Annotated in this window: 21 protein-coding genes and 1 tRNA gene; 17 read left to right on the top strand and 5 right to left on the bottom strand. The window is 69.7% G+C overall.

Features of this window, described 5'->3' with window-relative positions:
• Window positions 1-32: 32 nt before the first annotated feature.
• Both ACRX5S_RS17175 and ACRX5S_RS17170 read right to left on the bottom strand, forming a co-directional pair.
• Window positions 33-806 (bottom strand): transposase, encoded by a 774-nt coding sequence (locus ACRX5S_RS17175; protein ID WP_436773808.1) that lies wholly within the window; start codon window positions 804-806, stop codon window positions 33-35.
• Window positions 807-881: 75 nt separating this feature from the next.
• Window positions 882-965 (bottom strand) — tRNA-Leu (locus ACRX5S_RS17170).
• 113 nt (window positions 966-1,078) lie between these two features.
• Here ACRX5S_RS17170 and ACRX5S_RS17165 point away from each other — a divergent pair.
• From ACRX5S_RS17165 to ACRX5S_RS17140, 6 genes are all read left to right on the top strand, one after another.
• On the top strand, window positions 1,079-1,699 hold the full coding sequence (locus ACRX5S_RS17165; RefSeq protein WP_436773807.1) for an ANTAR domain-containing response regulator: 621 nt from the start codon (window positions 1,079-1,081) through the stop codon (window positions 1,697-1,699).
• Between the two features lie 290 nt (window positions 1,700-1,989).
• A complete protein-coding gene (locus tag ACRX5S_RS17160) occupies window positions 1,990-3,174 on the top strand; it encodes a branched-chain amino acid ABC transporter substrate-binding protein (RefSeq protein WP_436773806.1) in 1,185 nt (394 codons plus the stop codon).
• A gap of 254 nt (window positions 3,175-3,428) precedes the next feature.
• Window positions 3,429-4,349: a branched-chain amino acid ABC transporter permease gene (locus ACRX5S_RS17155; RefSeq protein ID WP_436773805.1), complete on the top strand. Its 921-nt coding sequence runs from the start codon at window positions 3,429-3,431 to the stop codon at window positions 4,347-4,349.
• Window positions 4,346-5,731: a branched-chain amino acid ABC transporter permease gene (locus ACRX5S_RS17150; protein WP_436773804.1), complete on the top strand. Its 1,386-nt coding sequence runs from the start codon at window positions 4,346-4,348 to the stop codon at window positions 5,729-5,731. Before ACRX5S_RS17155 ends, ACRX5S_RS17150 begins: the two co-directional genes overlap by 4 nt.
• Window positions 5,728-6,696 carry an ABC transporter ATP-binding protein gene (locus ACRX5S_RS17145; RefSeq protein ID WP_436773803.1) on the top strand — a complete coding sequence of 323 codons (969 nt, stop codon included), beginning with the start codon at window positions 5,728-5,730 and terminating at the stop codon, window positions 6,694-6,696. The genes ACRX5S_RS17150 and ACRX5S_RS17145 overlap by 4 nt, the downstream gene beginning before the upstream one ends.
• A complete protein-coding gene (locus ACRX5S_RS17140) occupies window positions 6,693-7,472 on the top strand; it encodes an ABC transporter ATP-binding protein (RefSeq protein ID WP_436773802.1) in 780 nt (259 codons plus the stop codon). The genes ACRX5S_RS17145 and ACRX5S_RS17140 overlap by 4 nt, the downstream gene beginning before the upstream one ends.
• Window positions 7,473-7,569: 97 nt before the next feature.
• On the opposite strand, the gene ACRX5S_RS17135 is transcribed toward ACRX5S_RS17140, so the two are convergent.
• On the bottom strand, window positions 7,570-8,253 hold the full coding sequence (locus ACRX5S_RS17135) for a hypothetical protein (protein WP_436773801.1): 684 nt from the start codon (window positions 8,251-8,253) through the stop codon (window positions 7,570-7,572).
• Between the two features lie 100 nt (window positions 8,254-8,353).
• Window positions 8,354-8,767 carry a hotdog fold thioesterase gene (locus tag ACRX5S_RS17130; protein ID WP_436774051.1) on the bottom strand — a complete coding sequence of 138 codons (414 nt, stop codon included), beginning with the start codon at window positions 8,765-8,767 and terminating at the stop codon, window positions 8,354-8,356.
• A gap of 181 nt (window positions 8,768-8,948) precedes the next feature.
• On the opposite strand from ACRX5S_RS17130, the gene polA reads away from it, so the two are divergent.
• The 4 genes from polA to ACRX5S_RS17110 all read left to right on the top strand — a co-directional run bounded on the left by polA (window position 8,949) and on the right by ACRX5S_RS17110 (window position 15,846).
• Entirely contained in the window at window positions 8,949-11,723 is a 2,775-nt protein-coding gene (polA, locus tag ACRX5S_RS17125; protein WP_436773800.1) for a DNA polymerase I, read from the top strand.
• A 543-nt stretch (window positions 11,724-12,266) separates the two neighbouring features.
• Window positions 12,267-14,156 carry a lytic murein transglycosylase gene (locus ACRX5S_RS17120; RefSeq protein ID WP_436773799.1) on the top strand — a complete coding sequence of 630 codons (1,890 nt, stop codon included), beginning with the start codon at window positions 12,267-12,269 and terminating at the stop codon, window positions 14,154-14,156.
• Between the two features lie 223 nt (window positions 14,157-14,379).
• On the top strand, window positions 14,380-14,517 hold the full coding sequence (locus ACRX5S_RS17115) for a hypothetical protein (protein WP_436773798.1): 138 nt from the start codon (window positions 14,380-14,382) through the stop codon (window positions 14,515-14,517).
• 111 nt (window positions 14,518-14,628) lie between these two features.
• Complete coding sequence (locus ACRX5S_RS17110) at window positions 14,629-15,846, top strand: DUF3068 domain-containing protein (protein WP_436773797.1); 1,218 nt, start codon at window positions 14,629-14,631, stop codon at window positions 15,844-15,846.
• A gap of 125 nt (window positions 15,847-15,971) precedes the next feature.
• Here ACRX5S_RS17110 and ACRX5S_RS17105 read toward each other — a convergent pair whose 3' ends face one another.
• Window positions 15,972-16,844 (bottom strand): class I SAM-dependent methyltransferase, encoded by an 873-nt coding sequence (locus ACRX5S_RS17105; protein ID WP_436773796.1) that lies wholly within the window; start codon window positions 16,842-16,844, stop codon window positions 15,972-15,974.
• Between the two features lie 329 nt (window positions 16,845-17,173).
• Between ACRX5S_RS17105 and rpsA the strand changes: the two genes are divergently transcribed.
• From rpsA to ACRX5S_RS17070, 7 genes are all read left to right on the top strand, one after another.
• Window positions 17,174-18,664: a 30S ribosomal protein S1 gene (gene rpsA / locus ACRX5S_RS17100; protein WP_436773795.1), complete on the top strand. Its 1,491-nt coding sequence runs from the start codon at window positions 17,174-17,176 to the stop codon at window positions 18,662-18,664.
• 993 nt (window positions 18,665-19,657) lie between these two features.
• On the top strand, window positions 19,658-20,818 hold the full coding sequence (locus tag ACRX5S_RS17095; protein ID WP_436774050.1) for an MFS transporter: 1,161 nt from the start codon (window positions 19,658-19,660) through the stop codon (window positions 20,816-20,818).
• Window positions 20,808-21,902: a TolB family protein gene (locus ACRX5S_RS17090; RefSeq protein ID WP_436773794.1), complete on the top strand. Its 1,095-nt coding sequence runs from the start codon at window positions 20,808-20,810 to the stop codon at window positions 21,900-21,902. The genes ACRX5S_RS17095 and ACRX5S_RS17090 overlap by 11 nt, the downstream gene beginning before the upstream one ends.
• Before the next feature lie 439 nt (window positions 21,903-22,341).
• Window positions 22,342-22,848 (top strand): phosphatase PAP2 family protein, encoded by a 507-nt coding sequence (locus tag ACRX5S_RS17085; RefSeq protein ID WP_436773793.1) that lies wholly within the window; start codon window positions 22,342-22,344, stop codon window positions 22,846-22,848.
• Window positions 22,849-22,852: 4 nt separating this feature from the next.
• On the top strand, window positions 22,853-23,800 hold the full coding sequence (locus ACRX5S_RS17080; protein WP_436773792.1) for a decaprenyl-phosphate phosphoribosyltransferase: 948 nt from the start codon (window positions 22,853-22,855) through the stop codon (window positions 23,798-23,800).
• Complete coding sequence (locus ACRX5S_RS17075; RefSeq protein ID WP_436773791.1) at window positions 23,793-25,181, top strand: FAD-binding protein; 1,389 nt, start codon at window positions 23,793-23,795, stop codon at window positions 25,179-25,181. The genes ACRX5S_RS17080 and ACRX5S_RS17075 overlap by 8 nt, the downstream gene beginning before the upstream one ends.
• Window positions 25,182-25,248: 67 nt before the next feature.
• Entirely contained in the window at window positions 25,249-26,004 is a 756-nt protein-coding gene (locus tag ACRX5S_RS17070; RefSeq protein ID WP_436773790.1) for a decaprenylphospho-beta-D-erythro-pentofuranosid-2-ulose 2-reductase, read from the top strand.
• The last annotated feature ends 15 nt before the right edge of the window (window positions 26,005-26,019 follow it).

Below are 26,019 nucleotides of genomic sequence, written 5' to 3'. Positions count from 1 at the left end.
GCCGGGACCCATGGTCCCGCCCCCCGGCCGTCTCAGTACTTGGGGCCGACGTGGAGGTCCATCAGCGCGACCGAATCCCGCTTGGCTATCGAGATGTTCTTGGAATTGGCAACGCGCCACTCGACACCGACTTGGTCGAGGGTGTCGGTGAACAGCCTTTTGATGTCGGTGGATACGTTGCAGAACATGTAGCGCGGGTACTCGTAGCGCTTGATCTCGCCGCCGACTTTGCGAGTGGTCCAGTTGGTGTGACGGCAGCCATCCGAGTGGATCAGGCCGCGGACGAAGGGCCAGGGCTCCTCCTGAACCAACTCCGCTTGCCAGTCGGCTAGTTCGATCTTGCGGGTGTGCTTCATCCCCGGGCCGTGTTGGGGGAACATGCACGGCCAGTGCTGCGAGTAGCGCTTGACTTCGGTGCATCCCTGCCGTTGGACGCGGTTGGCCTGTGCCCCTGGGAGCACCGTGTCGACGGCGTATTGCGCGTCCTCGATCAGGCCGGGCCAGGCGTCACCGCAGTAGATCGACAGGCTGTACGACCTGGCGTGCTTCACGATGTGGCCGTCGCCGAGGTAAAGACCTAGCAGGTAGGTGTACGCCTCTCGGGCCACCGGGCGGGGGTGGCATCGGAAGCAGTTTTTCGAGCCACGGCCGGGCAACTCGCCCAGGCGGGCCCGGTCCATGTGGACCCAGTAGCCGATGGTGCCGTGGGAGATGCCGAGCTCGTGGGCGACTTCGCGGTTGGTGTGCCCGGATCGGACAAGCGCGATCGCGCGGTGCCGGACCTCGGGCGGGTGTGAGATTCCCATGGCCCAAGGCTCGGCATTTATCGAACGTGCGTCCGGAGAATCACGAGGGATTCACTCGGATGGCGCAGTGTTGGGTGCCGGAAGCGGGACTCGAACCCGCACGCCCTTTCGGACAATGCCTTTTGAGGGCATCGTGTCTGCCTATTCCACCATTCCGGCTACTTTGTCCGATTTGGCACTTTTTCCGGTGCGCCGCCCGGACCGAGCGACGCTCAGCCTACCGCGTCTCGGTACCCTTCTGCCTTCAGGTATCGCCCCAACCGAGGAGTGACGTGACGTCAGCCGCCAGCCAGCACGAGGAGACGACCGGCGACTCCGTCATCCGTGTGGTGATTGCCGAGGATGAGGCGCTGATCCGGTTGGATCTGAAGGAGATGCTGGAGGAGGAGGGCTATCGCGTCATCGGTGAGGCCGGGGACGGGGCGGCGGCGGTGCGGTTGGTGGAGGAGCACCGGCCGGACCTGGTGATCCTGGATGTGAAGATGCCGATCCTGGACGGGATCTCCGCGGCGGAGCAGATCGCCGCGGCGCGGATGGCGCCGGTGCTGATGCTGACCGCGTTCTCGCAGCGCGAATTGGTGGAGCGGGCGCGGGACGCGGGGGCGATGGCGTATCTGGTGAAGCCGTTCACCAAGGGCGACCTTGTTCCGGCAATCGAGATGGCGGTTTCGAGGTTTACCGAACTCTCCGCCCTGGAACGCGAGGTCGAGGACCTGACGCAGCGTCTGGAGACCCGCAAACTCGTCGATCGGGCGAAGTCGGTGCTCCAGGAGCGGTACGGGCTGTCCGAACCTGAGGCCTTCCGGTGGATCCAGAAGACCTCGATGGACCGCAGGCTGTCGATGCGCGCCGTGGCGGAGGTCGTGGTGTCCGGAGGCGAAGTGGGGGAGTAGGCCCCGTTTTTCGCGCGTAGACCCTAAAAGTCGCCCCGATCTGTACTGATCGGGGCGACTTTGTTCTTCTTTAGCAGAAGCGGCACCGGTTTGGCGAGCATCTGAGCTTCCTCTGAGGTTCCGGTTTCCCTGCGGTGACGTTTGATTACGGCAGCATCACATCTCATCCCGTGGACTCCCGCGCCCGGCTTTCCGAGAGCTACATTTCGGCGCACCGCGCACAAACGCCGCGGTCACCCGATCGTTTCGGGTTATTTCGGTTCCCGTCAGAACACTCAAGGGGTTGGGCTGTGCTGAAGCGAAGCATGATCAAAATCGCGCTGCCAGTGGTGGCATCGGCACTGGTGCTGAGTGCCTGCGGCAGTGACGACGACGAAGACTCGGGTGACGGCGGCAAGACCTACACCATCGGGTTCCAGGCGGGCCTGTCCGGTGAGAACGCGCAACTCGGCATCAACGAGGCCAACGGCGCGGATCTCGCGGTGCTCCAGTGGAACAACCAGCCGAACGTGCCGTTCAAGATCAAGCTGACCAAGTCGGACGACGAGGCCTCGGAGACGAAGGCCGCCTCCGCCGCCCAGAACCTCATCGACAAGAGCGAGGTCATCGCGGTCATCGGCCCCGCCTTCTCGGGTCCGACCAAGGCGTCCGGCCAGCTGTACGCGGCGGCCAAGCTCGCCACGGTCTCGCCGTCGGCGACCAACCCGACGCTGACCGACCCGAGCAACGGTTTCACTTCGCTGCTCCGCGGCGTGCCCAACGACTTCGCGCAGGGCAGCGGCATGGCGACGTACTACGCGCAGAAGCTGAAGCTCAAGAAGGTCCTGATCGTCAACGACAAGACCGAGTACGGCGTGGGCCTCTCGGACGTCGCCAAGACCGAGCTGACCAAGGCCGGCGTCGAGGTGATCAGCGAGGCCGTGCCGAAGGGCACCCCGGACTACACCTCGGCCGCCACCACGGTGAAGAACTCCGGTGCGGACGGCATGATCTACGCCGGCTACTACCAGGACGCCGCGCCCTTCGCGAAGAAGCTGAAGGAGCAGGGCGTCACGATCCCGATGATCTCCGGTGACGGCACCAAGGACGAGAAGTTCATCGAGCTGGCCGGCGACGCCGCCAACAATTGGCTGCTGACCTGCCCCTGCACCGACGCCAACGTCGAGGCCACCACCAAGGACTTCGCCGCCGCGTACTCCGCGCAGTTCAAGGAGGCGCCGAGCACCTACTCGGCCGAGTCCTACGACCTGACGAACATGGTGATCCAGGAGATCAAGAAGCTCGACGAGGCGGGCACCAAGATCACCCGCGAGCTGATGCTGAACACCCTCCGGAAGGCGTCGTACAAGGGTCTGACCAAGACCTTCAGCTTCGACGAGAAGGGCGAGTTCGCCGGCAAGGGCATCTACCTGTACGAGGTCAAGGCCGGGAAGATCGGCTACCTCGGCAACATCGAAGAGCTGGCCAAGAGCTGACGAGGCGCGGCATCGCCGACGCACCGTGATGGTCCGCGGGGTCCGGGTCAGATCCTTCGACCCGGACCCCGCGCCCATGCGGTGAGCCGTGCGACGACGCCCCCGCCTGCGCTCTCCCTCGCCTCAGGAAGCCTTGCCAATNCCCCTCCCCCCTCCCCCCCCCCCCCCCCCCCCCCCCCCCCCCCGCGCCCATGCGGTGAGCCGTGCGACGACGCCCCCGCCTGCGCTCTCCCTCGCCTCAGGAAGCCTTGCCAATGAACCTCAACGAGTTCTGGGACTACCTCATCCCGGGGATCGCGCTCGGCGCGCTGTACGCCGTCATCGCGATCGGATACACGCTGGTCTACGGCGTGCTCCAGCTCATCAACTTCGCGCACAGCGAAGTCTTCATGATGGGCGGGTTCGCGGCGCTGTTGGTGCTCACCGGCATCGACGCGTCCGACCCGACGGGCGCCATGTCCGTCGTCCTCGTCGCCGTCGGCCTGCTTGCCGCAGGACTGGCCGGCGCCGGAACCGCGTTCGCCCTCGAAAAAGCGGCCTACAGGCCGTTGAGAAAGCGGAACGCACCTCGTCTCGCGTTCCTCATCAGTGCGATCGGTGCGTCGTTCTTCCTCCAGAACCTCGCCGGAAAGCTCTTCGGGCGCGACCCGAAGGCGCTTCCGGAGATCTTCACGAACAAGAAGGTCTTCTCGGTCTTCGGTACCCAGGTCACCGTGCTCCAACTGCTCATCCTGGGCTCCGCGATCGCCATGATGATCGGCCTCGACCTGCTGGTGAACCGCACCAAGATGGGTGCGGGAATCCGCGCCGTCGCGCAGGATGCGGAGACGGCCAGCCTCATGGGCGTCGACATCGACAAGGTCATCTCGCGCACGTTCCTCGTCGGTGGTCTGATGGGCGGCGCGGCCGGCTTCCTGTTCGGGCTCAACTCGCAGGTGTCCTACACGATGGGCTTCCTGCCCGGCATCACCGCGTTCGCCGCCGCGGTCGTCGGCGGTATCGGCAACATCCGCGGCGCCATGGTCGGCGGCATGCTGCTCGGCATCGTGGAGAACTTCTCCGGCTGGTGGTTCGGCGAGGAGTGGCGCTACGTCAGCGCGTTCGCGGTGCTGATCCTGGTGCTCATGTTCCGCCCGACGGGCATCATGGGTGAACGTCTGGGGAGGTCGGCATGAGTGCCGTCAAGACTCTCGACCGGCAGCCGGTCACCGAGACCGCCCGCCGGATCGCGGCCCTGCGCAAGGGCAAGTGGTACCAACAGCCGCGCTGGGCCCGGCTGATGGGCCTGGTGTTCGCGGCCGTCGTCCTCGATGTGATGTTCGGCCCCCAGGGCAGTGCGAGCGACGTGTTCCTCGCGCTGGAGGCGGTGTACAAGGAGCCGGTCTCGCTGATCGTGTGGATCGCGGTCATGGTGGGCGTCTGGGCGTTCGCCGAGTTCGGCTGGGTGTACGTGAAGCCGTACGTCGACCAGGGCAAGTCCGCTGCGACGGGCGCCGGTTCGGCGGTGCGCCAGGTGACGTCGGACCGGCGGGTCAAGTGGCCGCTCGGCGTCGGCATCGCGGTGCTGCTGGTCGCGCTGCCGGAGATGGTCAGCACGTACTGGAACCAGGTGCTGGTCGGCGAGGTGGCGGTCTACGTCCTCCTGGCGATCGGCCTGAACGTGGTGGTCGGCTGGGCCGGTCTGCTGGACCTGGGCTTCATCGCGTTCTTCGCGATCGGCGCGTACAGCGCGGCGTACTGGACCGGTGCGCTGCCGGTCGATCCGCCGTTCGAGCTCACGCCGTTCCTGGTGATCCCGGTCGCGGTGCTCACGTGTCTGATCGCGGGTGTGCTGCTCGGCGCGCCGACGCTGCGGCTGCGCGGCGACTACCTGGCGATCGTGACGCTGGGCTTCCACGAGATCATCTACCTGATCGCGAAGAACAAGGACGACATCACCAACGGTCCGCGTGGCGCGACCGGCATTCCGGGCTTCGAACTCGACCTCGGCTTCTGGGACTACACGTGGGGTCTGAACCCCAAGCAGTACTGGTGGCTGATCCTCGCGTTCGCGGCGGTCCTGGTCTTCACCTTCCGGCGGCTGGAGCACTCGCGGATCGGCCGCGCGTGGACGGCGATCCGCGAGGACGAGGTGGCCGCCGCGGCAAACGGCGTCAACACCGTCAAGTTCAAGCTGATGGCGTTCGCGATCGGCGCTTCGACGTCCGGCATCGCCGGGGTGATCTACGCGTCGAAGCAGACGTTCATCTCGCCGGAGTCGTTCATCCTGCTCAGCTCGGTTCTGGTGATCGCGTACGTGATCTTCGGCGGCATGGGCTCGATCTGGGGTGTCATCGTGGGCACCGCGTTCCTCGCCTGGCTGCCGCAGCGGCTCAAGGAGTTCGTGGACCCCAAGGACCGCTACATGTACCTGGGCGCGCTGCTGGTGATCATGATGATCTACCGGCCGCAGGGCCTCATCCCTTCCCGACGGCGCAAGCGTGAGCTGACACTTGCCAAGCAGGGCATCGGGGACGCGGACGCGATGACCGAACCGGTCGGCGGGAGGATGGGATGAGCACGACCGTGACGAAGGAGGCGGCCGTCGGCGGCGCGGTCTCCGACGCGGTGATCGCGGTCCAGGGGCTGACGCTGCGCTTCGGCGGCCTGGTCTGCCTGTCGGACGTGGGGCTGACGCTGCGCCGCGGGGAGATCCTGGCGGTGATCGGTCCGAACGGGGCCGGCAAGACGTCGCTGTTCAACTCGCTGACCGGCGTGTACGTCCCGCAGGAGGGGCAGGTCACGCTGAACTCGGCGGACGGGAGCCGGCATTCGCTGCTGGGCCGCAAGACCCATGTGGTGAACCGGCTCGGTCTGGCCCGGACGTTCCAGAACATCCGGCTGTTCGCGGCGCTGACCGCGCTGGAGAACGTCAAGATCGCGGCGGAGACCCGGCAGAAGTCGGGTCCGGTCGGCATCATGCTGGGCCTGCCGCACGCCCGCCGCTACGAGCGGGAGAGCGACCGGCGAGCGCACGAGCTGATGGAGTTCGTCGGCCTCGGCGACAAGATCAACGAGCTTGCCTCGTCGTTGAGTTACGGCGACCAGCGCAGGCTGGAGATCGCCCGGGCGCTGGCCACCGACCCGCAGGTGCTGCTGCTGGACGAGCCGGCGGCCGGCACCAACCCGACCGAGAAGATCGAACTCGCCGAGCTGATCAAGCACATCAACCGCGAGCTGAACATCAGCGTGCTGCTGATCGAGCACGACATGCGGCTGGTGATGTCCGTGGCGGACCGTGTCACGGTGCTGAACTTCGGCAAGGTCATCGCCTCGGGCACGCCGTCCGAGGTGCAGCGCGACCGCGCGGTCGTGGAGGCCTACTTGGGGGCCGAGATGGCCGCGGAGGTGTTGGACGGGGACGCGTCCGGCGCCGGTGCCGACGCGGCGGGCGGTGGCGTCCCGGCGCCTGCCGCCGAGCCCGCGGGCGCCGCGGACGAGGGTGAGGCGGCCGGTGCGGTCGGCGGCGAGGAGGAGCGATGAGCACGACAGAGGCTCCCGACGTGACCGGGAAACCGACCCTGGCGAAGGGCCAGGAGACCGCGGCGCTGCTCGAACTGCGCGGTCTGGAGGTGTCCTACGGCGCCATCAAGGCGATCAAGGGCATCGACGTGACGGTGCGGGACGGCGAGATCGTCACGCTGCTGGGTGCCAACGGCGCGGGCAAGACCACGACGCTGCGCACCATTTCGGGGCTGCTGAAGCCGCGGGCCGGGGAGATCCTGTTCGAGGGCGAGCGCATCGACGGTGTTCCGGCGCACCATGTGGTCAGCCTGGGCATCGGGCAGTCGCCGGAGGGGCGCCGGGTGTTCCCGACCATGACGGTCGTGGAGAACCTGGAGATGGGCGCGTACCGCTTCAAGTCGGTGCCCAAGGAGGACATGGACCGGGTCTTCGACCTGTTCCCCCGGCTGCGCGAGCGGCGTTCGCAGTTCGCGGGCACGCTGTCGGGCGGCGAGCAGCAGATGCTCGCGATCGGCCGTGCGCTGATGGGGCGTCCTCGGCTGCTGCTGCTGGACGAGCCGTCGATGGGCCTGGCGCCGCTGATCGTCGCGCAGATTTTCGCGATCATCCAGGAGATCAACGCGCAGGGCACGACGGTGCTGCTGGTGGAGCAGAACGCGGCGCAGGCGCTGGCGCTGTCGGACCGGGCGTACGTCCTGGAGACCGGGACGGTGCTGCTGGGCGGTCCGGCGCGGGACCTGCTGGCGGATCCGCGGGTGCGCGAGGCGTACCTGGGCGAGGGGGCCGGCGGCTGACGCTTCGCGTGTTGTGAAGTGGCTTGGGGTGCCTCGGAGTTGGTTTCCGGGGCACCCTTCGCCGTGTGGTCGCCGTGTGGCTGCCGGGTCTGGCGGGCTACTGGGTCTCCCAGGTGTGCGCGGGCAGCGCGATCTCGGCGGGGACGGACTCCTCGGTCGCGCGTACCCGGACCGCGACCGGCCGGCGGTCGCGCGGGATGTCGAACCAGTAGCTGAGCACGACGATGTTGCGGGCGCCCATCTGCTGCACCTGCTGCTGCCGTTTGATCTGCATGACGACGTCGTCGGGGGTGAGTTCGGAGCCGTCGTCCAGCACGATCTTCTGGATGCGGCTGTCGATGTTGGCGGTGACCAACTGCTGGTTGTCGAGGCGTACGCCGACCCGGCAGATCTGCCCGCGGGCGTAGTACTCGGCGTGCGTGCCGGTGGTGAAGGCCATGCCGCAGTGGTAGGCGGTGACGCGTACTTCGAGGAAGCCGGTGCGTACGGGCGCGGAGTCGACGACCGCGTCGCCCTTGTAGACGTACGGCACTTCGGACTTGTGGTCGGGCCAGGTGGCGGCGGCGACCCCGGCCGCGGTGGCGGCTCCGGCGAGTAGGCCGAGCGCGGCGGTCGCCGCGAGGAGTCGGCGGCGCGGTCTGCCGGAGGGCGGTGCGGGCTCGGGGCTCGCGTCGGCGTGCGCGCCGTCGTCCCTCGTGCCGCCGTCGGATGAGCCGATGTCGGCTGTGCCGGTGTCGCCTGTGCTGGTGTCGGCGGTTCTGTCGTCGGTCTCCTCGCCCATCGCGGCACCTCCCCGTGCGCACGCCGTCGGCCGGGTGCGTCGGCAGTACGCTACGGGCCGCGCGCGGCGGTGTCAGCGCGTTCGCGCGGGTCGGCGCCGGTCAGCGCTCGCGGCGGATCATGCAGCTCAACCGGGCGGTGCACACGCGCGTGCCGTCCTCGTCGGTGAGGACGATCTCGTACGTCGCCAGCGTGCGCCCGAGGTGCAGCGGCGTGGCGACGCCGGTCACCAGGCCGGACGTCGCGGAGCGGTGGTGCGTGGCGTTGATCTCGATACCCACGGTGAGCGCGTCGGGACCGGCGTGGATCGCGGCGCCGATGGAGCCGAGTGTTTCGGCGAGCACGCAGGAGGCGCCGCCGTGCAGCAGGCCGTACGGCTGCATGTTGCCCTCGACCGGCATCGTCCCGACCAGCCGCTGCGCGGACGCCTCGTGGATCACGATGCCCATCCGGCCGCCCAGCGTCTCGGTCGCGCGCGGGTTGCCGAAGACCTTGGTGAGGTCGTCGACGGGCATCGGGAAGTCGAGGTCGGGGTACGCGGCGCCGCGGTCCCGTTCCGCGGCGGGCGTGGGGTCGGGGGTGCCGGTCATGTGCTGCTCCTGGTGGTGCGGGTGGGGCGGTCGTGCGGCCACGGTTCGACCACGCGAGTGGAGTGACATGACCGGATGTGTCGGCCACCCAGCCTAGGATCTGTTCGTGGCTTCCACCGACGCACCCCAGGCCCCTGTCCGTTCCGCCTCCGCCTCCCGGCCGCGGCTGCTGCTGCTCGACGGGCACTCGTTGGCCTACCGCGCTTTCTACGCGCTCAAGGAGGCCGCGATGTCGACGGCCACCGGGCAGCCGACGCAGGCGGTGTACGGGTTCACGTCGATGCTGGCGAACGTGCTGCGCGACGAGGCGCCGACGCACCTCGGCGTGGCCTTCGACGTGTCCCGCCAGTCGTTCCGCACCGAGCGCTTCCCGGACTACAAGGCGAACCGCTCGGCCACGCCGGACGAGTTCAAGGGGCAGGTCGAGCTGATCGTCGAGGTGCTGGAGGCCATGGGCATCCGCACGATGCGGGTCGAGGGCTTCGAGGCGGACGACGTCATCGCGACGGTGTCGACGCGCGCCGCCGACGAGGGCTTCGAGGTGCTGATCCTCACCGGCGACCGTGACTCGCTGCAACTGGTGACGCCGGACATCACGGTGCTGTACCCGATGATGGGGGTCAGCAAGCTGCACCGGTTCACACCGGACGCGGTGGAGGAGAAGTACCAGCTCACCCCGCAGCAGTACCCGGACTTCGCGGCGCTGCGCGGCGACCCGTCCGACAATCTGCCGGGCATTCCGGGCGTGGGCGAGAAGACGGCGGCGAAGTGGATCCGCGAGTTCGGCTCGTTCCAGGAGCTGGTCGAGCGGGCCGACGAGGTCAAGGGCAAGGCCGGGCAGAACCTGCGCGACCACCTGGAGGCGGTGCGCCTCAACCGTGAACTGACCGAGCTGGTCCGCGACGTGCCGGTCGAGGTCGAGCCGGACGACCTGGAGCGCAAGGCGTTCGACCGGTCGGCGGTGGAACGGGTGCTGGACTCCCTGGAGTTCCGCAACGACAACTTCCGCGACCGGCTGTGGGCGGTGGACCCGGGCGCGGCGGCCGCGCAGGGCGGCGAGGAGGTCGCCGTCGAGGACGGCTTCACGCTGGAGGCCGCGGTCCTGGAGACCGGCGCGGTCGCGGACTGGCTTGCCGAGCACGCCTCGGGGGCCGGGCGCACCGGCCTCGCGGTCGAGGGTACGTGGGGGCGCGGCACCGGCGCGGTGACCGGCCTGGCGCTCGCCGGCGCGGACGGCTCGGCGGCGTACCTCGACCCGCTGGTGCTGGACGAGGCGGACGACGCGGCGCTGGCGGCGTGGCTGGCGGACCCGGACCGCGCGAAGGCGGTGCACGACGCCAAGGGGCCGATGCTGGCGCTGCGCGCGCAGGGGTGGGAGCTGGCGGGGGTCACCTCGGACACCGCGCTCGGGGCGTACCTGGTGCTGCCCGGCCAGCGGTCGTTCGCGCTGGAGACGCTGACGCACCGGTTCCTCGGCCGCGAGCTGAAGGTCGACGAGGCCACCGCCAACGGGCAGTTGTCGCTGGACATGTCGGGTGAGGACGAGGAGGACACCGCGAAGGGCGAGGCGCTGATGCTCGCCGCGCACGCGGTGGTCGAGGTCGCGGACGCACTCGACGAGCAGTTGGAGAGCCGGGGCGCACTCAAGCTGCTGCGCGACATGGAGCTTCCGCTGATGACGGTGCTGGCCCGCATGGAACGGGTGGGCATCGCGGCGGACCGCGACTACCTGGACAAGCTGGAGGCGCAGTTCGGGGCGGCGGTCAAGCAGGCCACCGAGCTGGCGCACGAGGCGGTCGGGCGGGAGTTCAACCTCGGATCGCCCAAGCAGCTCCAGGAGATCCTGTTCGGGGAGATGAACCTCCCCAAGACGAAGAAGATCAAGACCGGGTACACGACGGACGCGGACGCGCTGGTGTGGCTCGCCACCCAGCCCGGCATCCCGGCGCCCGCGCAGGACCTGCTGACCGCGCTGCTGCGGCACCGCGACCAGACCAAGCTGAAGGTGACCGTCGAGGGCCTGGTCAAGACGGTCACCGACGACGGGCGCATCCACACGACGTTCCACCAGACGGTGGCGGCGACGGGGCGGCTGTCGTCGTCCGACCCGAACCTCCAGAACATCCCGATCCGCACCGACGAAGGCCGCCTGATCCGGCGCTCGTTCGTGGTCGGTGAAGGGTTCGAGGGGCTGCTGACCGCGGACTACAGCCAGATCGAGCTGCGCATCATGGCGCACCTGTCGGGCGACGAGGCGCTGATCGAGGCGTTCACGTCCGGCGAGGACCTGCACAACACCGTGGCGTCGGCGGTGTTCGGGGTGCCGACGAGCGCGGTGGACGCGGAGATGCGCCGCAAGATCAAGGCGATGTCGTACGGACTGGCGTACGGGCTCTCGGCGTTCGGGCTGTCGCAGCAGCTCGACATCACGCCGGAGGAGGCCCGCAAGCTGATGGCGACGTACTTCGAGCGCTTCGGCGGCGTGCGGGACTACCTGCGCGCGGTGGTGGACGAGGCGCGGCAGACGGGCTACACCGAGACGGTGTTCGGCCGCCGCCGCTACCTGCCGGACCTGACGAGCGACAACCGGCAGCGCCGTGAGATGGCGGAGCGCATGGCGTTGAACGCGCCGATCCAGGGGTCGGCGGCGGACATCGTCAAGGTCGCCATGCTGGGTGTCGACAAGGCGCTGCGGGACGGGGAGTTCGCGTCGCGGATACTGCTCCAGGTCCACGACGAACTCGTGCTGGAGATCGCGCCGGGGGAGCGGGCCGCGGTTGAGGAACTGGTGCGCCGGGAGATGGCGGGGGCATATCCGCTGCGGGCGCCGCTGGACGTGTCGGTGGGCTTCGGGGCGACGTGGGAGGACGCGGGGCACTGAGCGCGGTGGTGCTTCCGGCGCGCGGGGTCCTTGGATAGGGGGCTTCGCGCGCCGGGTTGGTTGACGGCGTTGGCTGGCTGTGTCGGTCAGGTTGGCTGTGCGGGTTTGCGGGTGTTGCGGTTTCGCGGCGCGGGTTGGTGCGCGGGTTCTCGTCGTTCGGTGCGCGGGGGTGATCGTGTGCCGGAGTGGTGACACGTGTCGGCGTGTTCGCGGTGCACTGATAAACGGACGGAACCATGACATATGCCGCCGAGGGGGTAGAGCGGCGACGGAACCTGACGTAGGTTCATGTCCGCTCGTCGCCCCGCCGGTTCGGCCCGACCCGGTCCACGGGGGCCGGCGCGCCGACATGCAGCCAGGCGAAGGGGGCGGTTCGTGGACGAGGCCGAACAGGGGCCCGGTCCGCGGGATCCGGAGATACCGCAAGAGCCAGGGGTCACGAGTGAAGCGTCGGCATCGCCGGCGTCCGAGGGCGCCGGGGCCCGGCCGGTCCCGGTGCAGTCCGACGGGGACTGGACGCGCAACCTGACCACGATTTCGGTCGTGGCGCCGAAGCCGAGACAGGAACCTGAGCCGGAGTCGGTCGCCGAGCCGACTGCCGAGCCGGTCGCACCGGACGAGCCGGAAGAGTCGGAGGGCGGCGCGGCGGTCGCCGCGTCGGAATCCGCGCCCGAGAGCCCGCCGTTGCCTCGGCGGCGGGGGGACGAGTCCGCGGCGGAGGCGGACGTAGAGGCTTCCGAGGCCCCTGTCCTGCCCGCGCCGACGCCCTCGCCCGAAGGGACGACCGACGCGGCGTCGGACGCGCGGCTCAAGTCGCTGGTCGCGGCGTGGGTCGCGGTCTCGGACGACGAGGCGGCGGACGAGGGTGGGGACTCGGCCGTTACTGCGGTCGCCGACGAGACGGCCGACGAGCCTGCGGACGACCCCACGGACCACCCTGTGGGCGACACCGCAAGCGGGGCAGTCGACGCGAACACGGACGAGACCGTGCGTGCGTACGCCGATGAGGCCGCGGGTGAGGCGTCGGACGAGGCCGTTGGTCAAACTACGGGCGAGGCCGCCGCCGACACCGACGCGGAATCGCCAAGTGACGTCCCTGTAGCGGATGTTGTGGCGATATCCCCGGCGGTGGCGGATGCCTCCGGCGCATCCGACGAGGTGCCTGAAGGCCCCGCGGACGGCCCCGCGGCGGCGGACCCCGACACCGCCCTCCTCAGCCCCGTCGAGCCCGCCGGAGGGCCCGACACGGCCCTTCTCAAGCCCGTCGGGCAGTCCGGGGCCAAGGGCGCCGACCTCGACTCGTGGGTGGCCTCGCTCGGCGAGCGCCCCCGGGAACTCGCCGACAAGCCCGCGGAAAACGCGGCAGAGGCTCCCATCGAGGCCGAGAACGAGTCCGAGGCTGACGGTGGGGCGAAGGAGACGGTCCCCGCGCGGCGCCGGTTCATCAACCCGTGGCTCGGCGGCGCGGCGGTCGTCGCGCTGCTGCTCGCCGGTGCGGCCGCGGTGGAGAACCCGTTCACGATCGCCACCGCGGAGCGCGTACCCGTCTCGGACGTGCCCCGTATGTCCGACCCCGAGCCGGACCAGGACAGCGGTCCGGTCAACGGCGGGCTGCCCGCGAGCCTCGAACTGCCGCCGCTGCTCCCGGCGGCCGCGCCGGGCGTGAGTGTGCCGCCGTCCGCGTCCGTGCCCGCGTCGTCGGGGGCGCCGTTCACGCTGCCGCCCCCGCAGTCCCAGACGCCCGCGTCGGGGGTGACCGGCTCGAACGGGATTCCGCAGCTCGTGCTGTCGGCGTACAAGCAGGCCGCCGAGTACACCGCGAAGGCCGACCCCAAGTGCCGCCTGCCGTGGGAACTCCTGGCGGCGATCGGCCGCGTGGAGTCCGGGCACGCGAACGGCGGCCAGGTGAGCACCACCGGTACCGCGCTGACGCCGATCCTGGGCCCGCGTCTGGACGGTACGCGGTCGACCAAGGCGATCCGCGACACCGACAAGGGCGTGCTGGACTTCGACACCGAGTTCGACCGCGCGGTCGGGCCGATGCAGTTCATCCCGACGTCGTGGAAGGCGTACGCGATGGACGGCAACAAGGACGGGAAGAAGGACCCGCAGAACGTCTACGACGCGACCCTGACCGCCGCGCGCTACCTGTGCGCGGGGGACCGGGACCTGTCCACGGAGGCGGGGCTGGACAAGGCGATCTTCAGCTACAACCAGTCGCCGGAGTACGTGCGTTCGGTCAAGGCGTGGACGGTCTTCTACCGGCAGGGGGTGCGGCCCGTCAGCGTTCCGCCGCCGCAGCAGCCCGCCACCAGCTCCAAGCCCCCGGCGCCGTCCGCGTCGAAGTCGCCGACGCCGTCCAAGTCCGCCTCCAAGGCACCCGCGACGACCACCAAGGCGTCGACGAAAACACCGAGCGCACCGGCAGGCTGAACCCCCGTACCACCGCAATAACAGAAACACGTTCTCGTTCCTCCCCCTTCGCGCGTGGCGCGGAGGGGGAGTTTCGGTATCGGTGAACGTGCAGATGATGACGTTGTGCAATGCCAAACGTACGGTCGCAACAGCGAATGTTCGCGAGAAATCTGTAACGTGTTCTCATTCTGTTCCTTCCTTGCTAGCGTGCGGTATCCGTGAGCGCAAAGGAGAGTTCTTGATGCGTGCCTTCGCCGCGGTCGTCGTCGGCCTGCTGCTCGCCGTGGGAGTGGCCTACTCGCTGGCCACCTTTGCGGTTCCCGAGCCCAAGGCCATCGACAAGCCGCTTGAGGTGACCCAGGTGCCCGCGAAGCCCTGAGGCCTGCCGCACAAGGCAGTTGCCCGGCTTCACCCGCAGGTCCAGTACGTCCCGCATCACCCGCATGAACGCAAATCTGTATCTCGCTCCATCGGCAAGGGGACATTCTCGATGCGTCGTAGGTCCAGCCTGGTCCTTCTGGCACTGGCGGTGTTTTGCGTGGCACTCGCCCCGCTGATCCGCGAGTACGCCTTCCCGCGCCTGGTCGCGAAGGCGCTGAAGAGCGACCAGGCGTACAAGGTGACGGTCCTTGAGGCCCAGAACGCGACGCTCTTCGGTGACCCGAAAGGCCCGGGCAACGCGACCGCCACGATCATCCAGACGGTCAGACCCGACCCCGAGGCGTCCGACGGCCAGACGGTCGTGTGGGACACGAACGTCTCCATGGTCGACAGCGAGGGCAAGGTCGTCACCCGTATCCCCGAGCGCTACGTCTTCGACGCGGTCGGCCAGACCCCGGAGAACTGCTGCGGCGAGCACATCGACAACAAGCCCGTCGCGCACACCGGCATCCAGTACAAGTGGCCCTTCTTCACCCAGAAGCGCGGCTACAACTACTACGACGCGCAGGCGCAGACCGCCGCCACGATCGACTACAAGCGCACCGAGAACTTCAACGGCCTCGACGTCTACCTCTTCGAGCAGACCGTGCCGTGGACCAAGGTGCCGATCCCCAGCCAGCTCCCCGGCGGCCTGAACCCGAAGGACATCGAGGCGGGCGGCATGGAGCGGTGGTACACCACCGTGCGCAAGTTCTGGGTCGAGCCGGTGACCGGGGCGCCGGTGTACGCGGAGGAGATCCACAAGGAGGAGATGCGCTCGCCGAACGAGGACGACCCGGCCAACCCGAACAAGATCGTCGTGTTCGACGGACATGTGAAGATGAAGCCCGAGTGGTCCAACAAGCTGATCGCGGACGCCAAGGAGCAGCGCTCGCAGATGCTGCTCATCCACGACCGCATTCCGCTGGGCCTGGTGATCGTCGGCGTCGTACTGCTGCTCGCCTCGCTGCTCCTCCAGTACCTGGCCAACCGAGGGCCGAAGGCCCCGCCCGGGGCCCGGCGCCGCGGACCGGGTACGCCCGACGACCCGGCGGACGGCACTGCGGCCTCGGCGGGCCCGGTCGAGTCGCCGGCTCCCGCCGCCGCACCCGCCCCGCCCGCGCGGACCGCCGCGGCGCCCGCGGCCGCGCCGACGGCTGTGCTGCCGCGGATCCCGGTGTCCGGTTCGGCGGAGATCGCGGCGGAGGCCCCGGTTCCGGCGAGCAACGGCAAGACGCCCGCGACCGCGTACCCGGAACGGCCGCCCGGCCCGCCTCCTGCGGTCTGAGCCGGTCCGCGCGCCTGTAGGGCTGTACCTCACAAAGGCGGGGCCCGCTTCCCGGGTGACCGGGAGGCGGGCCCCCGCCTTGTCGGGCGGGCGTATATGGTCGCGCCCGGTCGTTCGCGCGCTGTTCAGTCGCGGTCGCAGACGAAGATCGCGGTGCCGGGGATGCGGCGGCCGCGCGTCGGGCTCCAGCCGCCCCACACCTGCGCCAGATCGTCCGGCCACTCGGGCTCGACCAGGTCGACGATGCGGAATCCGGCGGAGGCGACCTCGCGCACCCGCATCCCCAGGGTTCTGTGGTGCTCGACGTATGTCGCGTGGCCCTCTTCGTCCTGCTCCACATATGGAGTTGTGTCGAAGTAGGAGTGCGTCGCCGTCAGCCCCTCCTCGCCGGGGTCGTCGGGGAACGCCCACCGGATCGGATGCGTCAGCGAGAAGACCCACCTGCCGCCCGGCTTCAGGACGCGGTGCACCTCGCGCATGATGGCCGCGCCTTCCGGGCTGAACGCGAGGGCGCCGTACGCGGTGAAGGCCAGGTCGAAGGCGGCGTCCGCGAACGGCAGCGCGGCGGCGTCCGCCTGCACGACCGGCACGTGCACGCCGTGTGCGGCGTCGATCCGCCGCGAGTGCTGGAGCTGGCGGTACGACAGGTCCAAGGCGACGGGGCGGGCGCCGCGCGCGAGGAGGCTGCGCGCGCACTGCCCCGCGCCCGAGCCGATCTCCAGGACGGTCCTGCCCGCGACGTCGCCGAGCAGGCGGGCCTGTTCCTCGTCCAGCCCCTCGGGGCCCCAGACGAAGCGGGTGTCGCCCAGGAAGTCGCCGTGCTCGGCCTGGTACTCGTCGGCATTGGCGTCCCACCAGGTCCGGCCCGCGCGTACGCTCTCCGCCGAGCCGACGTCGCGCCGCCCGACGCCCGCAGGGTACGACGCGGTCTCCGCCGGGTCGGACTCGGCGGCCTCGCCCGGGTGTTCGGCCGTGGGGTGCTCCCCGGCAACGTTCATATGAATTGCCTCACGCGCTGTTGTTCGGGATCGGCGTACGTTATCGTGCGCGCGTGCGGGAATGAGTCACGGTGGGACGCCGGGCCTCCGTACGGGCGCGTGGTGGCGCCTGCCCGCCCGTGACCCCTGCGCGTTGACCGCGCCTGAAGGGCCCCGTATGCTGCAAGTTGCGCCGCGGGCCTGCGTGAACTCAGACGGAGCAGGTCGCGCTCACCTTTGTCGTTCCATTTCGGTCATCTTCATTGGCTGTCAGAGTCCGACAGGGCGAAACCGGGTCCTGGAGCGTGGTTTTACCGACGACTTCTGTCCGTACCGGAGCCCTTTCCCACATGACGAGCAGCACCGAGGCCACTCGAACCACCCCGCAGGTGGCGGTCAACGACATCGGTTCCGAGGAAGAATTCCTCGCCGCGATCGATGAGACGATCAAGTACTTCAACGACGGCGACATCGTGGATGGCGTGATCGTCAAGGTCGACCGGGACGAGGTCCTGCTCGACATCGGTTACAAGACCGAAGGCGTCATCCCCTCCCGCGAGCTGTCCATCAAGCATGATGTGGACCCGCACGAGGTCGTCGCAGTCGGCGACAACATCGAGGCCCTGGTTCTCCAGAAGGAGGACAAGGAAGGCCGCCTGATCCTCTCGAAGAAGCGTGCGCAGTACGAGCGCGCGTGGGGCACGATCGAGAAGATCAAGGAAGAGGACGGCATCGTTACCGGTACCGTCATCGAGGTCGTCAAGGGTGGTCTCATCCTCGACATCGGCCTCCGCGGCTTCCTCCCCGCTTCGCTCGTCGAGATGCGCCGGGTCCGCGACCTCCAGCCGTACGTCGGCAAGGAGCTCGAGGCGAAGATCATCGAGCTGGACAAGAACCGCAACAACGTGGTCCTGTCCCGCCGCGCGTGGCTGGAGCAGACCCAGTCCGAGGTGCGCCAGACGTTCCTCACGACCCTCCAGAAGGGTCAGGTCCGCACCGGCGTCGTCTCCTCGATCGTCAACTTCGGTGCGTTCGTGGACCTGGGCGGCGTCGACGGCCTGGTGCACGTCTCCGAGCTGTCCTGGAAGCACATCGACCACCCGTCCGAGGTCGTCGAGGTCGGCCAGGAGGTCACGGTCGAGGTCCTGGACGTCGACATGGACCGCGAGCGCGTCTCCCTGTCGCTGAAGGCGACCCAGGAAGACCCGTGGCAGCAGTTCGCCCGTACCCACCAGATCGGGCAGGTCGTTCCGGGCAAGGTCACCAAGCTCGTTCCGTTCGGTGCGTTCGTGCGCGTCGACGAGGGCATCGAGGGCCTGGTGCACATCTCCGAGCTGGCCGAGCGCCACGTGGAGATCCCGGAGCAGGTCGTCCAGGTCGGCGACGAGATCTTCGTCAAGGTCATCGACATCGACCTGGAGCGCCGCCGCATCAGCCTCTCGCTGAAGCAGGCCAACGAGGCCTTCGGTGCGGACCCGGCCGAGGCCGAGTTCGACCCGACCCTCTACGGCATGGCCGCGACCTACGACGACGCGGGCAACTACATCTACCCCGAGGGCTTCGACCCGGAGACCAACGACTGGCTCGAGGGCTACGACAAGCAGCGCGAGGAGTGGGAGCGGCAGTACGCCGAGGCCCAGACGCGCTTCGAGTCGCACCAGCAGCAGGTCGTCAAGGCCCGCGAGGCCGAGGCCGAGGCGGCTGTCGAGAGCGGCGGCGCCGGTGGCGGCGGCGGCTCGTACTCCTCGGCCCCGGCCGAGGCCCCGGCCGGCGGCGGCGCGCTCGCCTCGGACGAGGCGCTTGCCGCGCTCCGCGAGAAGCTGGCCGGCGGCCAGAGCTGACGCTCTGACCTGACGCCCCAGCACCACCCAGAAGGCCCCGCCCCCGAGGCGGGGCCTTCTGCCGTCCCCCGCGAGTTTTCTGCCCCCGAGGACACCGCCACTACACCAAACGCCACCAAACGCCACCCGTTCGAGCTATCAAGCCCCCCACCACGGTTGCCGAAACCGCCCAGTCGGCGGGTTGGTCGGCGGGTTGGTCGGCGGGTTGGTCGGCGGGTTGGTCGGCGGGTTGGTCGGCGGGTTGGTCGGCGGGAAAGGCCCGTGCCGGAACGGGTCGAGACGTACGCGACAGCGGAATTCCGGTGCGGCGCGCGGTGGTTGGTTGCGGGCGGGGCGGTCGGGTGGACCCCACACGCTGGAACCTGTCGGGACGCGCCCGGACGCACGCGGTGTCGGAAGCCGGTGCGGTGCGGCTGCGTTGGTGGCGACGGCCCGGACGCCGGTCCACGTGTCGCAAGCCTTGCGGTCACGAGCCGCGGGCTCGGCCGACCTGCGGCGCGGGGCGCGCACGAGCAGTCGGCTCGTGCGCTTTGCCCGCCGTGCGGGTCGAGCGGGTCAACAGGCCAGGGCGCATTTGCCTGTCCGCGCACCCTGCGGCTCCCGCTCCCGCGCCCCGCCTCCGCGCTCCTTCCCTTAACTCGCCTGCGCGCTCCGCCTACTGCCGGCCGAGCGGTCCGCAGGCGAGGCAGGTTCTCCCGCTCCCGCTCCCGCTCCCGCTCCCGCGTGCGGCGGGGCGTTGTGTGGGTTCACGCCTTGGCGGGGGTGATTGTGGGGCCGGTTGGGTGGGGGGTTCTGCGGATTGGCTTGGGGAGGGGGTGGGCGGGGCTAGGGTTTGGGGAGGTTCGGGCTTTGGGTCGGAACGCGGGCGGGTGAGAGGGGCCCTGCGGCGTGTACCTGTCTTCCAGCCGCAGTCAGGACACCGCCACCGGGGTGGGGGGCGGTCGCTCCCGGGTGGCGCGTGGTGCGGTCACGGCGAACGTCGTGGCGTTGGGCATGGTCAGTCTGGTCACCGACATATCGTCGGAGATGGTCACGGCGGTCATGCCTGTCTATTTGGTTGCCGGACTCGGGCTGTCCATATTGCAGTTCGGGTTCCTGGACGGGCTGTACTCCGGCGTGACGGTCTTCCTGCGGCTGGTCGGCGGGCACATCGCCGACCGGTTCTCGGCGCGCAAGAAAGTTGCCTCGGTCGGGTACGGGCTCTCGGCCGTCAGCAAGCTCGGGTTTCCGGTGGTCGGCGCCTCGGTGTCCGGCGTCGGCACGCTGCTGGCGGTGGACCGGGCCGGCAAGGGCCTCCGTACCGCGCCGCGTGACGCGTTGATCTCGTTGTCGAGCACGCCGGAGGCGCAGGGCCGGGCTTTCGGCGTGCACCGCGCGCTGGACACGGCCGGGGCGTTCCTAGGGCCGCTGCTGGCGTTCATGATCCTTTCCGTGGTGGCGACGGCGTACGACGCGGTGTTCGTGGTCAGTTCCTGCATCGGCACGGTCGGACTGCTGATGCTGCTGCTGTTCGTCCGCGACCGCCCCGGCCCGCCGGCCGGAACCGGCAGGCCGCGGGCGGCGTCGTGGCGGGCGGGGGTGGGGCTGCTGCGCGACGTGCCGTTCCGCAGGCTGTGCCTGTGTGCGGCGCTGCTCGGGGTGGCGACGGTGAGCGACGCGTTCATCTACCTGGTCCTGCAACGCGAACTGGACATCAAGGCGCACTGGTTCCCGCTGCTGCCGCTCGGCACCGCCGGGGTGTACCTGCTGCTCGCCATCCCGGTCGGGCGGGTCGCGGACGGGGTGGGGCGGCGGCGGGTGTTCCTCGCGGGGCATCTCGCTCTCGGTGCGGTGTACGTGCTGCTGGCCGGGCCGTTCGGCGGTGCGGCGCTGCTGGTCGGCACACTGGCGCTGCACGGGGTGTTCTACGCGATGACCGACGGCATCCTGATGGCCGCGGCCGGCGCCGGTCTCCCGGCCGAGCTCCGTACCAGCGGGCTCGCGGTGTTGCAGACCGGGCAGGCGGCCGGGCGGTTCGTGTCGTCGGTGGCGTTCGGGTGGGCGTGGACGCAGTGGGGGCCCGAACGGGCGGTGGTGTGGTCGGGCGCGGCGCTGGCCGTCGCGCTGGGGGTGAGTGCGGTGGTGCTGGGAGGGGCGCGCGTACGTGGACGTTGAACAGGACCGGGACGGCGGGTCGGATTCCGAACAGGTGATCGACGACGCGCCCGTGGGCGCGGTTTTCACCCGCCGCCGCATCCTCGCTTTCGTGCTGGCGCTGGTGGTGCTCGCGGGCGTGGGCGTGGCGTACACCCTGCACGCGGTCGAGCGCGAGGACGACAAGAAGTACGGCGGCTCCGGCACCGCCCCCGGGGCCACGCCGATAACGCTCGCCGGACCGCCGCGCCTGCTGTTCCGCAGCACCGAATCCGGCCCCGGCTACGGCCACTTGGCCACCGTCCCGGCCGCCGACCCCGGCGGCCCGCGGCTGGTCGGCGACCGTACGTGCGAGCGCGTGTACGCCGCGGCCGGCACCGCGCTGTGCCTGGTCGTCGACCGCGGGGTCATCTCCCGCAATTACGCCCTCGTGCTCGACGACCGGCTCCGCGAGACGCGCCGCGTCGAACTGTCCGGCACGCCGAACCGGGCGCGGCTCTCCGCGTCCGGGCGCATGGCCTCGTGGACGGTGTTCGTGTACGGCGACTCGTACGCCGGATCGTCCTTCTCGACCCGCACCTCCGTCCTCGACACTCACACCGGTGCGGTCGTGGAGTCTCTGGAGGACTTCACCGTCACGCGCGACGGCAAGGACGTGCGCACCCCCGACCGGAACTTCTGGGGCGTCACCTTCACGGCCGACGACAACGTCTTCTACGCGACGATGTCGACTTTCAGCCCCGCCCGGACGTACCTGGTCCGCGGCGACCTCCGGGCCCGCACGATGACGGTGCTGCGGGAGAACGTGGAGTGCCCGTCCCTGTCTCCGGACAACACGCGGTTGGTGTTCAAGAAGAAGGTGTCCGACGACGCCCGCAAACCGTGGCGGCTGTACGTCCTCGACCTGGCCACCGGCGCCGAGACCGAGCTCGCCGAGGCCCGCAGTGTGGACGACCAGGCGATTTGGCTGGACGACCGCACCGTGGCCTACGACCTGCCGACCGGGACCGGCTCGGCGACGGATGTGTGGTCGGTCCCGGCGGACGGGAGCGGCGCGCCCGCGCGGCTGGTCGCGGGCGCGTTCTCGCCCGTGCCGCTGCGCTGAATCCGGGGGGCGGCGCGAAGGTAAAAGGACTGGTGAACAGTGGATCGTCTTTCGGCAGGGTAATGCCACAGTTCTGTCACGAAAGCACAGAGTGATCACCCGTCCCGTACCTGTTCGGACATGCTCTGACCTGCGAAGACAACACGCTCCGGGGGGTCGCCGCAGGAGCCGCGGCGTGCGTGGGCGGCGCGCCGTCGGGAAGAGCCGACGGCGACCCTTCGCGTACGCTAGGGCCTTTGGCGCCTGCTGCCGCGTTTTCCCTCCCGCCTCGGGATGCGAGCGCGCATGCGGTGACCGGGCCGGGACCGACGACCGACGGATGACACGTTCGGGGGCGTGGATTCCGGTGCCGACGCGACGTGTGGGAATGAGGGTTCGTATGGCCTCTGGTGGGTTTCCGGCCACCGGGCAGGTATTCGGCATCGTCACGGGAACCGACGTGGCCCTGTACAGAGGTGTACGCGGGCGGACCGGTCATCCGGTGATCCAGCGGGCGAGCAAGGCCCTTTCCTTCGCCGGGGAGCACGGCGGCGTGTTCCTGGCCACCGGCCTCGTCGGCGCAGCCGTCGACAAGGACCGGCGGGCGCAGTGGCTGCGGGCCACCGCCACCATCGCGACCGCGCACGCGGCCAGCATGGCGCTCAAACGCGTCGTCCGGCGTCCGCGGCCCGCGTTCGAGGACATGCTGCCGCTGGTCCGCACCGCGGGGCGGCACAGCTTCCCGTCCTCCCACTCCGTGTCCGCCGCGGCCTCCGTGGTTGCGTTCCGCGGCCTGGTTCCGGCCCGGGTGACCGTGCCGACCGCGGTCGCGATGGGCTTCTCGCGGCTAGTCGTAGGCGTCCACTACCCGACCGACGTGATCGGCGGCGCGGCCATGGGGGCCGCCGCCGCGCATCTGGGTCGGTCCTGGTCCAAGCGCGCCAGTTCCGTACCGAAGGGGATCTGAAGACGTGAGCACGTCCGAGATCGAAGCGTCGCCGAAGGCCGCGGCCGACCCGGCCGACCCGCCGCGGCCTCCCAGAGGCGGCCTGCTGGGCGGGCTCGTCAAGCTCGCGCGGCCCAAGCAGTGGGTCAAGAACGTCCTCGTCTTCGCGGCGCCGCTGGCGGCCGGCCGCATCGACGAGTGGGACGTCATGCGGCAGTGCCTCTACATCTTCGCGATCTTCTGCATCGCGGCGTCGTCGATCTACTACGTCAACGACGCGTTCGACGTCGAGTCGGACCGCCAGCACCCGAAGAAGCGGTACCGGCCGATCGCCTCGGGTGTGGTGCCGGTCAAGCTCGCGTGGGTGCTCGGGCCGGTGCTGGCGGTGGCGTCGATCGTGCTGTCGGTGGTCCTGTGCAACCGGGGCACCGCGCTGATCGTCGGCCTGTACATCGCGATGCACATGCTCTACAGCTTCGCGTTCAAGCACGTCCAGGTCCTGGACCTGATGATGGTCGCGTCCGGCTTCCTGTTCCGGGCGATGGTCGGCGGTGTCGCGGCGGACATCCCGCTGTCCCGCTGGTTCCTGCTGACCGCGGGCTTCGGCTCGCTGTTCATGGTCGCGGGCAAGCGGTACTCCGAGATGGTGCTGATGGGCGAGGAGGCGGCCAAGACCCGCGCCTCGCTGGCGAACTACTCGATCACGTACCTGCGTTTCGTGTGGCAGATGTCGGTGGCCGTCACGGTCCTGACGTACAGCCTGTGGGCGTTCGACATCCCGCAGGGCGACGCGACGCTGGCGTGGCAGCAGCTCTCGCTGGTGCCGTTCGGCTTCGTACTGCTGCGTTACGCCGTCTACGTCGACGCGGGAACCGCGGGTGCGCCGGAGGACGTTGTCCTCAAGGACAAGGTCATCGTCGGACTCGGGTTCGCGTGGCTGCTCATGTTCGTCCTGGGAGTTTTCCATGTCTGACGGCCCCGTGGCCGACTTCTTCCCCGCCGCGAAGCGCAGGTCGCTGAACGGCTGGGGCCGCACCGCTCCGACCACCGCCGACGTCGTCACCCCGATGACGCGCGAGCAGGTCGCGGACGCGCTGCGCAGGCGCACCGACCGCGGCGTCATCGCCCGCGGCCTCGGGCGCAGTTACGGCGACCCGGCGCAGAACGGCGGCGGGCTGGTCCTCGACATGACGTCGATGAACCGCGTGCTGGACGCCGACCTGGAGAACGGCGTCGTCACCGTCGAGGCCGGCGTGAGCCTCGACCGGCTGATCGAACTGTTCGTGCCGTTCGGGTTCTTCGTGCCGGTGACCCCCGGCACCCGGCAGGTGACCGTCGGCGGCGCGATCGGCGCGGACGTGCACGGCAAGAACCACCACGCGCACGGCAGCTTCTGCGACCACGTGCTGTCGATGGACCTGCTGCTCGCCGACGGTACCGTGCGCACCGTGACGCCGGAGGGCGACCCGGAGCTGTTCTGGGCCACCGCGGGCGGCATGGGGCTGACCGGCATCGTGTTGTCGGCGGTCGTCCGCATGACGCCGATCGAGACGTCGCTGGTGTCGGTCGACACCGACCGCACGCGCGACCTCGACGAGATCATGGCGCTGATGGCCGAGACCGACGAGAAGTACGCGTACACCGTCGCGTGGCTCGACTGCCTCGCCAAGGGCCGCAACCTGGGCCGGTCGGTGCTCACCTGCGGCGAGTTCGCCAAGCTGGAGGACCTGCCGGCGAAGAAGCGCGCCAACCCGCTCAGGTTCAAGAGCGGGACGCTGGTGACGGTGCCGGACATCGTCCCGGGTCGGCTGCCGAACAAGTTCACCATGGGCCTGTTCAACGAGATGTGGTACCGCAAGGCGCCGCAGCACAAGGTCGGGCAGCTCCAGAGCATCTCGGCGTTCTTCCACCCGCTGGACGCGGTCCAGGAGTGGAACCGTGCGTACGGCAAGACGGGGTTCCTCCAGTACCAGTTCGTGGTGCCGTTCGAGCGCGAGGCGGCGCTGCGGCAGGTGGTCGAGAGGATCAGCGCGGCCGGTGCGCCGTCGTCGCTGACGGTGCTCAAGCGCTTCGGCCCGGGGAACCGCGGGTACCTGTCGTTCCCGAAGCCGGGCTGGACGCTGACGCTGGACTTCCCGACGAACACGCCCGGGCTGTCCCGCCTGCTGCACGAGCTCGACGAGCTGGTGCTGTCCAACGACGGCCGCATGTACCTGGCGAAGGACTCGCGGATGGACCCCGCGGACATGGCCCGGATGTACCCGCGCCTGGAAGAGTTCCGCACGGTCCGTGCCAAGGTGGACCCGGACGGCGTCTTCGTCTCCGACCAGGCCCGCCGTCTCGGCCTCGCCTGACCGGCGGCCCCGGACCGGGGCCCTGGCACGGCGGGACCGGCAAGCCATCCACTCAGAAGGAAACACGGTGAAAGACGCTTTGGGCGCACCGCAGTCTCTCCTCATCCTCGGCGGCACGTCCGAGATCGCGCTCCACACCGCCCGCAAGATGGTCGCCGAGCGGGTCCGCCGCGTCGTGCTGGCCGGACGTCCGTCCGACGCCCTCGACGCGGCGGCGGACGACCTGCGCGGCCGCGGTGCGGCCGTCGAGGTCGTCGCGTTCGACGCGGCGGAGCCGGACACGCACGAGAAGACCATCGACGGGGTCTTCGCGGACGGCGACGTCGACGTCGTCCTGCTGGCCTTCGGCGTGCTGGGCGACCAGGAGGCCGACGAGCAGGACCCGGTCGCGGCGGCGAAGGTCGCGCAGGTCAACTACGTCGGCGGCGTCTCGGCGGGCCTCGCCTCGGTCAAGGCGTTGCGGCGCCAGGGCCACGGCTCGCTCGCGGTGATCTCCTCGGTCGCCGCGGAGCGCGCCCGCAAGGCGAACTTCATCTACGGCTCGTCGAAGGCGGGCCTGGACGCGTTCGCGCAGGGTCTCGCCGACAAGGTGCACGGCACGGGCGTCCACGTCATGGTGGTCCGCCCCGGCTTCGTGAAGACGAAGATGACCGAGGGCATGCCCGACGGTCCGATGGCCACCACCCCGGACGTCGTCGCCGACGGCATCATCAAGGGCCTCCGCAAGGGCTCCACCACGGTCTGGGTTCCTGGCCAGTTGCGCTACGTCTTCTCAGCGCTCCGCCACGTGCCCCGCCCCATCTTCCGCAAGCTCCCCATCTGACACACCCCAGCGCGC

Source organism: Yinghuangia sp. YIM S09857, assembly GCF_051388915.1.
Taxonomy (GTDB): domain Bacteria; phylum Actinomycetota; class Actinomycetes; order Streptomycetales; family Streptomycetaceae; genus Yinghuangia.
This window is presented reverse-complemented; position numbering and strand designations above follow the sequence as displayed.

Bases quoted from the DNA above. Each gene is read 5' to 3' on its own strand.
- ACRX5S_RS17140 (WP_436773802.1), top strand. From the start codon at position 6,693: ATGAGCACGACAGAGGCTCCCGACGTGACCGGGAAACCGACCCTGGCG.
- ACRX5S_RS17095 (WP_436774050.1), top strand. From the start codon at position 19,658: ATGGTCAGTCTGGTCACCGACATATCGTCGGAGATGGTCACGGCGGTC.
- ACRX5S_RS17175 (WP_436773808.1), bottom strand. From the start codon at position 806: ATGGGAATCTCACACCCGCCCGAGGTCCGGCACCGCGCGATCGCGCTT.
- ACRX5S_RS17150 (WP_436773804.1), top strand. From the start codon at position 4,346: ATGAGTGCCGTCAAGACTCTCGACCGGCAGCCGGTCACCGAGACCGCC.
- ACRX5S_RS17145 (WP_436773803.1), top strand. From the start codon at position 5,728: ATGAGCACGACCGTGACGAAGGAGGCGGCCGTCGGCGGCGCGGTCTCC.
- ACRX5S_RS17110 (WP_436773797.1), top strand. From the start codon at position 14,629: ATGCGTCGTAGGTCCAGCCTGGTCCTTCTGGCACTGGCGGTGTTTTGC.
- ACRX5S_RS17155 (WP_436773805.1), top strand. From the start codon at position 3,429: ATGAACCTCAACGAGTTCTGGGACTACCTCATCCCGGGGATCGCGCTC.
- rpsA (WP_436773795.1), top strand. From the start codon at position 17,174: ATGACGAGCAGCACCGAGGCCACTCGAACCACCCCGCAGGTGGCGGTC.
- ACRX5S_RS17075 (WP_436773791.1), top strand. From the start codon at position 23,793: ATGTCTGACGGCCCCGTGGCCGACTTCTTCCCCGCCGCGAAGCGCAGG.
- ACRX5S_RS17130 (WP_436774051.1), bottom strand. From the start codon at position 8,767: ATGCCCGTCGACGACCTCACCAAGGTCTTCGGCAACCCGCGCGCGACC.
- ACRX5S_RS17105 (WP_436773796.1), bottom strand. From the start codon at position 16,844: ATGAACGTTGCCGGGGAGCACCCCACGGCCGAACACCCGGGCGAGGCC.
- ACRX5S_RS17115 (WP_436773798.1), top strand. From the start codon at position 14,380: ATGCGTGCCTTCGCCGCGGTCGTCGTCGGCCTGCTGCTCGCCGTGGGA.
- ACRX5S_RS17135 (WP_436773801.1), bottom strand. From the start codon at position 8,253: ATGGGCGAGGAGACCGACGACAGAACCGCCGACACCAGCACAGGCGAC.